The 13081-nt window shown below is 66.1% G+C and carries 11 protein-coding genes and 1 pseudogene; 4 read left to right on the forward strand and 8 right to left on the reverse strand.

The window, feature by feature from the left end; translation table 11 throughout:
• Position 1: 1 nt before the first annotated feature.
• Positions 2-778 carry a GntR family transcriptional regulator gene (locus PQR02_RS22000; protein ID WP_408235746.1) on the reverse strand — a complete coding sequence of 259 codons (777 nt, stop codon included), beginning with the start codon at positions 776-778 and terminating at the stop codon, positions 2-4.
• A gap of 184 nt (positions 779-962) precedes the next feature.
• Here PQR02_RS22000 and PQR02_RS22005 point away from each other — a divergent pair, with 184 nt between their 5' ends.
• From PQR02_RS22005 to PQR02_RS22015, 3 genes are all read left to right on the forward strand, one after another.
• Entirely contained in the window at positions 963-2261 is a 1299-nt protein-coding gene (locus PQR02_RS22005; protein ID WP_408235749.1) for an MFS transporter, read from the forward strand.
• A 266-nt stretch (positions 2262-2527) separates the two neighbouring features.
• Positions 2528-2821, forward strand: a complete 294-nt coding sequence (locus PQR02_RS22010; protein ID WP_408235752.1) for a type II toxin-antitoxin system Phd/YefM family antitoxin — start codon at positions 2528-2530, stop codon at positions 2819-2821.
• Between the two features lie 10 nt (positions 2822-2831).
• Positions 2832-3083: a Txe/YoeB family addiction module toxin gene (locus tag PQR02_RS22015; protein ID WP_149672499.1), complete on the forward strand. Its 252-nt coding sequence runs from the start codon at positions 2832-2834 to the stop codon at positions 3081-3083.
• A 92-nt stretch (positions 3084-3175) separates the two neighbouring features.
• Here the strand turns inward: PQR02_RS22015 and PQR02_RS22020 are convergent, their stop codons facing one another.
• Complete coding sequence (locus PQR02_RS22020; RefSeq protein WP_408235756.1) at positions 3176-4096, reverse strand: DMT family transporter; 921 nt, start codon at positions 4094-4096, stop codon at positions 3176-3178.
• Positions 4097-4208: 112 nt separating this feature from the next.
• On the opposite strand from PQR02_RS22020, the gene PQR02_RS22025 reads away from it, so the two are divergent.
• Positions 4209-5093 carry a LysR family transcriptional regulator gene (locus PQR02_RS22025; RefSeq protein ID WP_408235759.1) on the forward strand — a complete coding sequence of 295 codons (885 nt, stop codon included), beginning with the start codon at positions 4209-4211 and terminating at the stop codon, positions 5091-5093.
• Here PQR02_RS22025 and PQR02_RS22030 read toward each other — a convergent pair.
• The 6 genes and pseudogenes from PQR02_RS22030 to PQR02_RS22055 form a co-directional block, all read right to left on the reverse strand.
• Positions 5090-6145 carry an ABC transporter ATP-binding protein gene (locus PQR02_RS22030; RefSeq protein WP_408235762.1) on the reverse strand — a complete coding sequence of 352 codons (1056 nt, stop codon included), beginning with the start codon at positions 6143-6145 and terminating at the stop codon, positions 5090-5092. The two genes, PQR02_RS22025 and PQR02_RS22030, sit on opposite strands and share 4 nt — an antisense overlap.
• Positions 6146-6220: 75 nt before the next feature.
• On the reverse strand, positions 6221-7825 hold the full coding sequence (locus PQR02_RS22035) for an ABC transporter permease (protein ID WP_408235765.1): 1605 nt from the start codon (positions 7823-7825) through the stop codon (positions 6221-6223).
• A pseudogene (locus PQR02_RS22040) lies at positions 7826-8861 on the reverse strand (iron ABC transporter substrate-binding protein).
• 66 nt (positions 8862-8927) lie between these two features.
• On the reverse strand, positions 8928-10232 hold the full coding sequence (gene efeB, locus PQR02_RS22045) for an iron uptake transporter deferrochelatase/peroxidase subunit (RefSeq protein ID WP_408235768.1): 1305 nt from the start codon (positions 10230-10232) through the stop codon (positions 8928-8930).
• Between the two features lie 39 nt (positions 10233-10271).
• Positions 10272-11423: an NHL repeat-containing protein gene (locus PQR02_RS22050; RefSeq protein ID WP_408235771.1), complete on the reverse strand. Its 1152-nt coding sequence runs from the start codon at positions 11421-11423 to the stop codon at positions 10272-10274.
• A 99-nt stretch (positions 11424-11522) separates the two neighbouring features.
• Positions 11523-13046 carry a carbohydrate porin gene (locus tag PQR02_RS22055; RefSeq protein WP_408235774.1) on the reverse strand — a complete coding sequence of 508 codons (1524 nt, stop codon included), beginning with the start codon at positions 13044-13046 and terminating at the stop codon, positions 11523-11525.
• Positions 13047-13081: the final 35 nt, after the last annotated feature.

Raw genomic sequence — 13081 nt, forward strand, 5'->3', positions numbered from 1 at the left:
CTCAGTCAACTCCGGTGGTGGCGCGCGGGCGTTTGCCGCGCGGCCTCGGTTGATGCGCGAGCGCGGCTTCCGCCTGCGCGCGTTCGGTCAGAAAACGATGCAGCAGTTCGCCGGTGCCGAGCAGATGCGCGACCACCAGCGATTGCGCCGCCGCGACATCGCGGCGTTGCACGGCGTCGAGCAGCGCGGCGTGTTCATTGTCGGACTCACCCTTGTACACGGGCAAGCCGAACTTCAGGCGCAGATACCGTTCGCCCCGCCGATGCAGCACGCCGATCATGTCCGCCAGTTGCGCGCGCCCGGCGGGCGCGTACAGGCTCATGTGAAACGCGGCATTGCGCGCGACGTAGAGCGACGGGTCCGGCTCGCGCTCGGCGGCCTCGCACAGACTCGTCGCTTCGCGCAGCGTCGCGGTGGTGTGGTTTGGAATCGCGAGGCTGATGGCGAGGCTTTCCAGCGCGGAACGGATCTCGTAGATCTCGCGCGCTTCGTCCGCCGACAAAGGCGCGACCGTGACGCCCTTGTGCACCGCGGCGCGCACCCAGCCTTCGCTTTCCAGCTGGCGCAGCGCTTCGCGCACGGGAATTGCACTGACAGAAAAGTGCCGCGCAATCGCGTCCTGCCGCAGCGGCGCGCCCGGCGCCAGGGTGCCGTCGACAATCGCCGTGCGCAGCGCCTCCGCGATCACGCGCGGGGTGCTCTCACGCGGCGCTGCAGCGGGCAAAAACGGGCTGCGCGCGGGCGTGACCAGGGGAAAACCATCTGTTGCGTCGCTCATAGCATCAAATATTATATATAAAAAGACGCGTTTGGCACGAGGACAAACCCGGAAGAATTTTCCACCGGGCCTGCCGCGCGGCCTGCTTTCGTTATACGACGAGGGGCCGCGAAGCACTGCCTCAATCAGCGCGCCATCTCGTCGTTCCTGTTACGTATGCCAACCGTAGGACCGGAGGAGCATGATGAATACACTGACCGACCGCACGCCGGTCGCGCGGCGCCGCACGCCGCTCAATCGTTCGCAGATCGTAGGATTCTGGGGGGCATGGGCGGGCTGGACGCTCGACGGCATGGACTCGTTCATCTACGCGCTGGTGCTGACGCCGGCCCTGACCGAGTTGCTGCCGCGCTCGGGTTTCGCGGCCACGCCGGCGAACGTCGGGCTGGCCGGGTCGATCCTGTTCGCGCTGTTCCTGGTCGGCTGGGGACTGTCGTTCATCTGGGGGCCGCTCGCCGACCGCTTCGGCAGAACCAAGGTGCTGGCCGGCACCATCTTCACGTTCGCGATTTTCACGGGGCTCGCCGCGACCTCGACGAATGTGTGGGAACTCGGCATCTATCGCTTCATCGCGGGCGTCGGCATCGGCGGCGAGTGGGCGCTGGCCGGCACTTACGTGGCCGAAGCGTGGCCGGAGGATCGCCGCAAGATGGGCGCGGGCTATCTGCAAACGGGCTACTACGCCGGCTTCTTTCTGGCCGCGGCGCTCAATTACACGATCGGCGTGCACTTCGGCTGGCGCGCAATGTTCCTCACCGGCGCGGTGCCGGTGGTGGTGGCAATTCTGATCCTGCTGCGCGTGAAGGAGCCGGAGAAGTGGCAAAAAGCTGAAGCAAGCACCGTGCGCACCCGTCCGTTGCGCGAAATCCTTGGGCCGGCCTATCGGCGCAGAACCTGGGTCGCGTGCATCCTGTTGACGATTGCGATCATCGGCCTGTGGGCCGGCGCGGTGTACGAGCCGTCCGCGGTGATTCAACTGGCGACCCGCGCCGGTCTCGCGAAAGGCGATTCGATCAGAATGGCGTCGCTGGCGACGGGGCTGCTGTCCATCGGGACGATTCTCGGCTGCCTCGCGTTGCCGCCGATCGCCGAGCGCATCGGCCGCAAGAAGACGCTGGCGATTTATTTCGTCGGCATGGCGGTGTCGATCCTCGGCAGTTTCGGCTGGGCGCTCTATCTGCCGAACGGGCTCGCGCCGTTCATCGCGTGGCTGTTCGTGCTGGGCTTCTTCGGCGGCAATTTCGCGCTGTTCAGCTTGTGGCTGCCGGAGCAGTTCGAAACCCGCGTGCGGGCCACGGCGTTTGCGTTCTGCACGTCGTTCGGGCGGTTCGTCGGCGCCGGCGTCAACTTTCTGCTCGGCGCGGCGGTGCTGCACATGCATACGCTCGGCGTGCCGGTTGCGTTGACCGCGCTCGCGTTCGTGATCGGGCTGTTCGTGATTCCGTTCGCTCCGGAGACGAAAGGGGAAGTGCTGCCCCAGTGAGGTCGCCGTTCGGCCGAGTGGCGCGAGCGGCTGCGAGCGGGCATGCTTTCCCTCGGTTGGACGACGCTTTTCTCCGCCAGTTTTGGGTTTGCCGATCTGTACAGTTCTATGTACAATGACTGCCGAACCCCGGAAGGATTTTTATGCTTCGGAAACCGCTGGTCTCGACCGGCGGTCGTGGCCGTGAGAGCTTTCCGTGCGGTGGGAATCGTCTCTAACTTCTTGACAGGAGCGGCTGGAGGGCAACCTCTCAGATCGGATAACGAATGAACGTCCTTACTTACAGCGAGGCGCGTGCCGGCTTTAAGCAAGCGATGGACGACGTCTGCCGGGATCACACGCCAATGCTTATCACGAGGCAAAGCGGCGAGAACGTGGTCATGGTGTCACTCGACGATTTCAACGCGATGCAGGAGACCTTGTATCTGTTGAGTTCGTCGAAGAACGCCCAGCGGCTTGCCCGATCCATCGCGCAATTGAACGCCGGCGGTGCGACTGTGCGCGAACTGCTGACCGATGAACCAACAGAAAAGCCGCAACGTGGAGGCCGCAAAGGCTGACAGCGTTTTTATGTTTACCGACGAAGCGTGGGACGACTATCTGTACTGGCAGGAGACCAATCCGAAGGTCTTGCGCAAGATCAACACGTTGCTGGAAGAGTGCCGGCGCGATCCGTACAGCGGCACGGGAAAGCCGGAGGCATTGGTCGGCAGCCTGAGCGGCTTATGGTCGCGCCGTATCACGCTTGCCGACCGGCTGGTCTACTTGCCGAGAGCGGGCAAAGTTTACGTGATCGCTTGCCGCTTTCATTACGACCGTTAGAAGAAGGCAGCCGCGAAGCTTGTTCCTGTTCGCCGCAGCGGTGCGAGCGGGCAGTGTCGGCGCCGTCGCAAGATGCGGCGGTCGACCGTGTCTCAATCGGCGTGCCGCCGTGCCCGCCCGCCGGCCCGCAGCCACGATATCAGCGGCCAGCCGAGATTGACGCCGAGGCTCGCCACCACGATCAGCGCCATCCCCGCGAGCTGCGGCAGCGACAGCGCCCGGCCATACACGAGGGCATCCACCACGATCGCCGTGAGCGGATAGACGAACAGCAGCACGGCGATCACCGGCGTGCTCAGTCTGGGCAGCGCGCCGTAGATCAATACATACGAGAGTCCTGTGTGCAGCACGCCCATGCCGACCAGCCAGAACCACTGCATCGGGCCGATATGCACGGCGCCAAGCGGCGCGATGAACGGCAGGCACACCACGCCGACCGCGCATTGCGTGAGCGTCAGCAGATGCGGCCGTAAATTGCCGAGCCCTTTCGCAATCAGGGTGACACTCGCGTAGAGCAGCGATCCCACCAGCGCTTCGCCGATGCCGATCAGGTAGCTCGCATGGCCCTGCAGATTCTCCGTCGCGGCGACGCCCGATGCGAGCACGAGACCGACGAAGGCGGTCGCGATCCAGCCAAGCCGGTCCGCGCCGAGGCGCTCGTTGAACAGCGCCGCGCCGATCAGCACGACCCAGAACGGCTGCACATGAAACACCACGGTCGCCACCGCAATGCTGGTGCGATGAATCGCGTCGAAGAATCCGACCCACTGGGTGACCATCAGCACGCCCGACACCAGCGCGAGCACGACGGTGCGACGCGTGAAATGCGCGCGCGTGAAGAAGCCCTTCCACGCGCAATACGCGGCGAGCGACAGAAAGCCGAACAGGCAGCGAAAGAACACGAGCGTCGGCGCGTCGAGCCGCGCTTCTTCGACGAAGACACCGATCGTGCCCATCAGAAGCCCGCCGCTCGCGAGCGTGATCGCACCTTGTTGACGAGGGGTGAGGGACATGCGAAACGGCTCCGTGACGTGGTCTGACCTGATGTCCCCCAATATTGCGCGGCTTGCGCGGCCCCCACAAACGAATTAAATTGAGCAATTCCATCAGCTGAATTGATAAATCATGCACCCGGAATTCGACGTCGATCTGTTGCGCAGCTTCGTCGCGGTGGTGGAAACGGGCAGCTTCACGAAGGCGGCGGCCACTGTGCATCGCTCGCAGGCGGCCGTCAGCATGCAGATCAAGCGGCTCGAAACCATGCTCGGCACCACGCTGTTCGCCCGCAACACGCGCAATCTGTCGCTCACGCGGCCCGGCAATACGCTGCTCGAATACGCGCGGCGAGTGCTGGCGCTGCATGAGGAGGCGTGGTCGGCCATCGTGCGGCCCGAGGTGACGGGGCGCGTCGTGCTCGGCGCGCCGGACGACTACGTGTCGTCGCTGCTGTCGCCGGTGTTGCGGCGCTTTTCGAATCTGTACCCGCACGTCGAGATCGAGATCGTCTGCGCGCAGAGCACGTCGCTCGCACCGATGCTGGCCGATAACAAGATCGATCTCGCGTTCGTCACGCGCGATCGCAAGTTGCGCGGCGAGTTCGCGCGCAGCGAACCGATGGTGTGGGCGGGGGCGTCGGTGGACACGCCGGTGCTGGCGGCCTCGCCGTTGCCGGTGGGGCTCTACGAGCCCGGCTGTGTCGCGCGGCAGCATACGCTCGCCGCCTTGGATGGCGCGCGGATTCGCTATCGGGCGGCGTTCAGCAGTGCCAGCCTGATGGGGCTGGTGGCGACTGTCGATGCGGGGCTGTCGGTGATCGCGCTCACGCGTTGCAGTGTGCCGGCGCGGCTCGCGATTCTCGGCGAAGCGCAAGGCTTGCCGAAGATCGCGCCGCTGGAGATCGTGGTGGCGCGCAGCGCCAAATCAGACCGCCCGACTTGCGATTATCTGGCCGCGCAGATGGTGCAGGATTTGTCGTTGCGCACGTCGTCGCGGGGAGCGGTGGAACCCTAACCCCGCAAATAAGCGGTCACCTTCCCATCCACCGCAACCCGCACCTGTTCCCCAGGCCGTGGACACAGGTAACCCGGCACCCGGGCGCGCACCATCGTCCGCGAGCCGGATTGCAATTGCAGTGCCACGCCGGCGTCCTGCCCTTGGAAGACCACTTCGGTGACGACGGCGTCATAAGCCGCGCCATCGGATGTCGTCTCACCGGCGCGCAGCAGGCGGATCTGTTCGGGCCGCACCATCACATCGACCGCGCCCTGGGTGATGGGCGCGGCCAGCGCCAGGTCGCCGAGTTCGCAACTCACGCGGTCCTGTCGGGCCATCCCCGGCAACAACACCGCCTCGCCGACGAACGACGCCAGTTCGCGTGTCACCGGCCGCTGGTACAGCGTCTCCGGCGTCGCTGTCTGGATCAGCCGGCCGTTCCACAACACCGCCACTTCATGCCCGAGCGACAACGCTTCGGACTGGTCGTGCGTGACCAGCACGGCCGTCGCGCCGGCGGCAGCCAACGCGCTGGACACCGCCTGCCGGGTTTCGAGCCGCAACGCGGCGTCGAGCGACGAGAACGGCTCGTCGAGCATCACCAGCGTCGGCGCCGGCGCCAGGGCGCGGGCCAGCGCGACACGCTGCTGCTGGCCGCCCGACAACTGCTGGGGCGCGCGATCGCCGAAGTCCGCCGGCAAGCCGACCAGCTCCAGCAGTTCGGCCACCCGATGCCGCGCGCGGCGCTGCGTGCGCGGCAAGCCGAACACGATGTTGTCGGCGACCGACAGATGCGGAAACAGCGCGCCTTCCTGCGGCACATAACCGATGCGCCGCTGTTCCGACGGCACGTGCAGATGGTCGGCGGCGATGCGGCGGCCGTCGATCTCGACGCTGCCGCCATCGGCGCGTTCGAACCCGCACAGCACACGCAGCAACGTGGTCTTGCCGCTACCCGACGGGCCGAGCAGCGCGAGCAGCGTGCCGCGCTCGACCGACAGGTCGATGCCGTGCAGCACCGGCTGGCCGTCGAACGATTTCCCCAGTCCGCGGATACGAAGTTCGCTCATGAAAATCCGATCATAAAAGCGCGTTGATTCAGCGGCGTCGCGAGCGTCGGCGGCGTTAGTGGCATCGCAAGCCGCTCAGCCGCGCTCGCCAAGCAGCGCCGACCTGCCGAGCAGCGCGAACAGCAGCCCCGACGCCAGCAGCGAAATGCCGGTGAGCAGCGCCGCGTACGGCGCGGCTGCGGCGAAGGCCATCGTCGACGTGTCGGCCCAGACCTGGGTGGCGAGCGTTTGCGTGTCCAGAGGCGAGAGCAGCAGCGTCGCGTTCAGTTCGGTGACGACCGAGATGAACACCATCGCCGCCGCTGCGCCAAGCCCGGGCCCCGCGAGCGGCAGCATCACGCGAACCAGGGTCTGCGGCCAGCTCAGGCCGAGCGCGCGCGCGGTCTCTTCGAGGCGCGGCTGCGCCTGCATGAAAGCGGCGCGCACGCTCACCAGCGCGACCGGCATGAACAGCATCGCGTACGCGACCACCAGCAGCGTCGCGCTTTGATAGAACGGTTGCAGCGCATGCACCGCGAGCGACACGATCGCCAGCGCGATCACCAGACCCGGCACGCCTTGCGCGAGAAACACCGTGCGTTCGAACAGCGTCGCGAAGCGGCCGGGGTAGCGCACCAGCAGGAACGCGAGCGGCACCACCAGCAAGGTGGTCAGCAGCGCGGCGGCGAAGCCGAAGCCGAGCGACGACAGCGTCGCATTGAGCAGCAGCTCGGGCGACACATCCGCCGGCGTGACGGCGGCCGCGCCCGGCTGCGTGAGCCAGTAGCCGATCATGCCGAGCGGCACGCCGAGCGTGGTGAGGGTGAGCAGCGCAAAGCCGGCGACCACCACCCAGCGCCACGCGCCGAGCTCGTAGCGCAACACCGCGCGCCGCGCGCCGCGATCGACGCGTTCATAACGCGCCGCGCCGCGCACGCGAAACTCGAAGGCCAGCACGATCAGGCAGATCACAATCAGCAGACAGGCAAGCAGCGAAGCGCCGCCGCCGTCGAAACCGGTGCGGAAGTCCGCATAGATCTGCGTGGTGAAGGTGCGAAAGCGCAGCAGCGTGAACGCGCCGAACTCCGACAGCACGCCGAGCGCAACCAGCAACATGCCGCCGAGCAAAGCCGGCCGCAATTGCGGCAGCACCACGCGCACGAAGCTGCTCCAGCGGTTGCAGCCGAGCGCGCGCGCGCTTTCTTCGAGCGCCGGGTCCATGCCGCGCAGCGCGGCGGCGACCGGCAAATAGACGAGCGGGAAATACGCGCAGCTCAACACCAGCAACGCGCCGTTGAAGTCCTGCAAATCCTCGCTGAGCGAGACCCACGCGTAGCTCGAAATGAAGGCGGGCATCGCGAGCGGCGCGGCGCTGAGCACGGCCCACGCACGACGTCCCGGCAAATGCGTGCGCTCGACGAACCATGCGGCGGCGGTGCCGATCACCGCGCATACGAGCGTCGTCGCCACCGTGATCATCAGCGTATTGACCAGCAGTTCGCCGACCAGCGGCCGGAACACCAGATCGAGCGCCTCGGCGGCGCCGAAGCTCGCGGCGCGCCAGAACGTAAACGCAATCGGTAGCAGCACCAGCAAAGCGCTGAGCGCGGCTGCCGCGAACAAACCGCGCGGCGCGCGCAAACGGGCGCGCGCCGGAGCGGTGGGGATAGCCGGGGGTCCGGCTGACAGGGCTTCGCTCATTTACAGCAGACCGGCCTGGCGCAGCAGCATGCCGGCCTGGCTATCGTCGCCCAGTTGCCGGATCGTCAGCGCCGGCGGGCTCAATTCGGCGAACGGCTTGAGGATCGGGTCCGGCGCCACGCCCGCGTGCAGCGGGTATTCGAACATCACGTGGCTATTCGCCATCAATTGTTGCGCGCGCTCGCTGACCAGATAGGCGAGAAACTTCTGTGCGCCGTCCGGGTTGTGCGCGGACTTCAGCACCGCCGCGCCCGACACGTTCACCAGCGCGCCAGCGTCGCCGTTGCCGAAGTGATGGATCGCGCTGCGGGTCTTCGCCTCGCCGAGTTCGGCATGCAGACGCGTCCAGTAGTAGTTGTTGATCAGGCCGGTGGCGACGCCGCCACGGTTCACCGCGGCCACCACGCCTTCGTCGTCGTCGAAAATCTGCGCGTTGGCTTTCAGGCCCTTGAGCCACTGCACGGTTTGCTGTTCGCCTTTCAGCGCGAGCACGGCGCTCACCAGCGGCAGGAAGTCGCCGTCGCTCGGCGCGATGCCGATCTTGCCTTTCCATTCCGGTTTGGCGAGATCGAACAGCGATTGCGGCAGTTGCGCGGGCTGCAGTTTGGCGGTGTTGTACGCAAGCACGTTTTCACGCGCGGTCACGGCGACCCACACACACGCCGCTCGGCGAATTGAAGCGCGCCGGCACGGCAGCGAGCGTGGCGCCGTCCACCTTGGCGAGCAGGCCCTTTTCTTCGAGCAGCATCAGCTCCGGCGAGTTTTCCGTGAAGTACACGTCGGCGGGCGAAGCGGCGCCTTCGGCGACGATCTGCGCGGCCATTGCCGGGCCTTCGCCGTTGCGGATCTTCACCGAAATGCCCGACTGCTTCTCGAAGTCTTTCGCGAGCACATTGACGACCTGCTCGTGTTGCGCGTTATACAGCGTGATCGACGCAGCGCGGGCCGCCGACGGCACCGTCGCGAAAGCAGCCAGCGTGAGCGCGGCCACGCTGCCCACAAGACGCAGGCGGGTGCCAAACCAGGAATAAGCCATGTTCCAGAAGTCCAGTTGTGGTGAGGTTTGGTTGATCCAGGTCGTCTGTGTCTTCCAGCGTCTGCCTTACGTCTCGAACAGCCCCGCGCCGATATACGAACCCGGCTTCGCCCCCGGCGGCACCGCGAAGATCGCGCTGCCGACGTGGGTCGTGAACTGGTTCATCATGTCGAACTTCGCGAGCCTGTCGTTGATCGGAATGAAGCCGGTGCGCGGGTCGCTCTGATGCGCGACGAAAATCAATCCCGCGTCGTACTCGGTTTCCTGGCGCCATGGCGGCCAGCGCTCGATGTAGAAGTTCGTGCCGTCGTTGTACGAGTACGAGCGGCGCAGAATCTGCGCGCCGTTGTTGCTCGCCCGATTCGACAGACGCACGTGCGAGTTCTCCGGAATCACCGGATTGCCGTCCTTGTCTTCTTCCTTCAGGTCCACTGCGTCGAACTCGTTCTTCTTGCCGATCGGCGCGCCGCTGTACTTGTGCCGCCCGACCACCTGTTCCTGGAAGCCGAGTTCCATGTTGTCCCAGTGTTCGAGCGTGATGCGGATGCGCCGCACGACGGTGTAGGTGCCGCCTTCCATCCACGGCGCGTCGGCGGAGCCGCCGGCCCACACGAACTCGTTCATCAATTGCGGCTTCGCGGTCGACGGGTTGTTGGTGCCGTCTTTGAAGCCCATCAGATTGCGCGGCGTCTGCCCGCGCGGACCCGACAGGAAACCGGCCTGGCCCCAGCGCATGGCCGCGCTGCCGTATGCGAGCCGCGTCAGTTGTCGGACCGCGTGAAACGCGACTTGCTGATCGTTCGCGCACGCCTGGATGAAGAGGTCGCCGCCGGTTTTCTCGGCAATCAGCTGATCGCCGTTAAAGCGCGGCAGATCGACGAGCGCGGCAGGGCGGCGCGCGGCGAGGCCGTAGCGGTCCTTGCCGTCCTTCGCGAACAGGCCCGGGCCGAAGCCGAACGTGATCGTCAGACCGTTGGGGCCGAGACCGAGCACGTCGCCGGAATCGGGCGCGGCCTTGTTGTCGCCGGCGTCGCCCGCCGGCAGCGCGGCGGCCGTGCCACCTTGCGTGAGACGCGCGGCCGCGTCGGTCCACGCGCGCAGCAAGGCGATCACGTCGTCGCGCTTATCGGTCGTCAGATCGAGCGCGGCGACGTAGGTGTGACTCTGCTGCGGCGTGACGATGCCGCCCTGATGCGCGCCGTAGAACGGCTCGACGGCCAGCTGCGGATCGGCGCTGTGGAGCTGGGCTTTGGCGAGCGCGGCCTGGGGCGCCGCGAGACCCGCGCCGAGGCTAGCGCCGGCGGCCACCGCGGCGCCGCCCGCCTTCAGAAAGCCGCGCCGTGAGGGCCGCGGCGGTTGATCGTTTGTCATGGTTACTTCGCCTTCATTGTCGCGTGGCAGCGGGCCTGCTCACTTCGCGAGCACCAGTGTGTTCACGTCGTCCTCTACGTAGTAGAAGCCGTCGCCTTCGGGCGTCATCGCGAGGCCGAACAGGTCGCCGTTGCCCGGCGGCGATTGCGCCTTGTCGGTGTCGATCCAGCGCGCGTAGATCTGCTTGCCGGTCGCCGGATCGATTTCGACGATCTGGCCGTTCAGCGCATTGGTCACCAGCAGGTGGCCGTTGGGCGCGGTGACCATCGCGAGCGGGCGATGCAGCAGGCCATCGGCGGTGAGCTGGCGGCCCACGCCGGCGCTGGTGTCGCGCGTCAACGGGTCGTCGATTTCGGTGATGCGGTTGCCGATCGCGTCGGACACGTACAGCAGCTTCTGATCGTTCGACAATGCGAGCCCGGTCGGCCCGACGAGGAACACACCCTTGTCCGCCTGCGCGCCGAAGCCGCTGCCCACCACGGTTTCCTTCTTCACGACGGGTGGCTTGCCGGCCGGCACGTCGAGGTCCAGCCGCAGCACGGTGGCCTGCTTGAACACCGGCGGCGTGCCTTGCGCACCGCCCACGCCGAAGCCCGCGTTGCTGACGAACAGCGTCGCGCTGGTGCCGTTGTCGACGACGCCCATGTTGCCCCAGGGGTCGTTGATGTTCGGGCTCGTGATTGTCGATGCGATCTTGCCTTGCGGATCGATCACGATCAGGCAGCCGGCGCCCTTGGTGCCGGTCGTGCCGTCGTTGCTCGGTGTGCTGCCGACGATCACGTAGCCCGACTTGAGCATCGTGATCGCGGTCGACAGGCCGATGCCGCCGGGGCATTCCTTCAGATCGCGCGGCACCGTGGCGAACACCGTCATCTGTTTGGTGTCCGGACGATAGTTGACGATCGTGCTGCCGGTGCCCTGCAGATTGGTCGAGTTATTGAAGTTGCCGACCAGCACGTCGCCCTGCTTGATGGTGCCCGCGCTGACCGGCGCGACCACGACCGCGTACGGGTTCTGGTCGCCGTTCTCGGGCACGGTGTTGCTCAGCGTGGTGTGGTGCTTGATGGTTTCGAGGAATCCTTGCGGCTCGGCAAATGCGCTGGCGGCCGCCGCGAATGCGGCGGCGCCGGCAGCGGCGGCGACGAGAGTCCGCGCGGCGCGCGGCGAAAATTTGCGCGTGGGTTGATTCACGATTGAGCCTGCGTGCCTGCGCACGAAACGGTGGTTGCGGTCATGATCGAAAGCATGGGATCGGGTCTGTCGATAGCGTATGGGTGGGCGCGAATTGCATCAGAACGTGACATTGGTCCGTACGCCGACCACGAAGGTATTGCGCAGCGGCTGCGTCGGGTCGTTCGGATTCTGGCCGGCGCCGGCATTGAACGTGTATTGCGCGTCGGCTTGCAGTTGCCACCACGGATTGACCTGATACTGGTAGGTCGCCTCGAGCGTGGTTTCGCTGGTGCGCACGCCGTACGGGCCGCCGGTGAAGGCGCGGAAATCCTGGTCGAGCCCGTTCACGTGGTTGCGGACCTTGATGTAGGTGAGCGCGAGGCCCACGCTGTCGTTGTCGCGGCCGGCGAACGGCGCTTTCAGCACGACGCCGAGGTTGGCCGCGATGCTCACCAGGTTGCGGTCGCCGGGGCCGCCCATCACGCGCGCGAACACGCCGAGGCTGCGCGGCTCGTCCGGGTCGGGACGCCAGACCATCTGATCGGCTACCGCGTAGATGCTGTAGTTGCCGTGATGATTCGCGGCGATGCCCGTCGAAGCCGGATTCGCCAGCGACAAGCCGTTGTTGTCGAAGCGCTGGTCCGCGAAGCTGTTGGAGTTGTACCAGACGCCGATCTTGTAGGTGCCCGGCAAACCGTTGCTGCCCGCGCCGACCATTTCACCCTCGGCCGGCTGGTTGATCGCGTACTGCAACTCGCCGATCCACAGCGCGCCGTTGTGCAGGTTGAAGTTGGTGCCGCTCATGTTGTCCGGGTTGTTGCCGAGCGGGTCGCCGGAAAACACGCCGGCCAGCGCCGTCAACGAAGGCGTGATCTGGCCTCGCACGCGCACGCCGAGACCCGCAAGCGGATAGGCGGGACCGCCGGACGGCATGTCGTACGAGGGCAGCGCGGGCCAGCCGAACATGGTGTTCAGGAACAGCGCCGAGTACGCGCTGGTGATGAATTCCTGGTCGATACTCTGCTGACCGATCTTCACATCGACGCGCTTGTTCAGGAACGACTGCTGATACCACAACTCCCACAGGCGGGTGGCGTCGTCGGCTTCGATGCCGCTTGCCGTATTCAGCGTGCCGAGTTTGTTGGCGCTCAGGTTGGCGCCGTGAATCTGCAAGGCGCTGACGTTGAACAGGCCGCCTGGCAAGCCGAACGCTTTTTGCGTATCCATCTGGACGGCGGCGGTCGTCAGCCCGTCGTAGTCCGCACCGCGCGCGAGGCCGCCGCGCAGATTCGCGAGTACTTCGCTGGTCTCGGTGAGCGAGAACGTCACACCGTACTTGCCGAGCCACGGGCGCAGGCCGCCCATGTCGCCGAGCATCTGCTCGCGATTCCAGAAACCGGTCCACTGGCTGGTCTGGGTCGCCTTGATGTTCAGGTCGGCTTCAGGGGCTTCGGGGGTGGCATCGGGATTGGGTTCGGCAATGGCCGCGCCGGCCGTCAACGATGCCCACGCGAACGCGGTGCAGAGGGCAGCGCGCCGCATCGAAGGCAAGCGCGTACGATGAGTTGCACTAGCGCGCGTCGCGCAGTCGCGAAGTGGATGCATCTGGGCGGTGGGGCCGTTGAGTTTGGCGAACTTCATCGAAATCCTTATTGGCGTTGTTTCGACTGATTTAT

The sequence above is a fragment of the Paraburkholderia sediminicola genome, assembly GCF_046026895.1.
In the GTDB taxonomy this organism is placed as follows: Bacteria; Pseudomonadota; Gammaproteobacteria; order Burkholderiales; family Burkholderiaceae; genus Paraburkholderia; species Paraburkholderia sediminicola_C.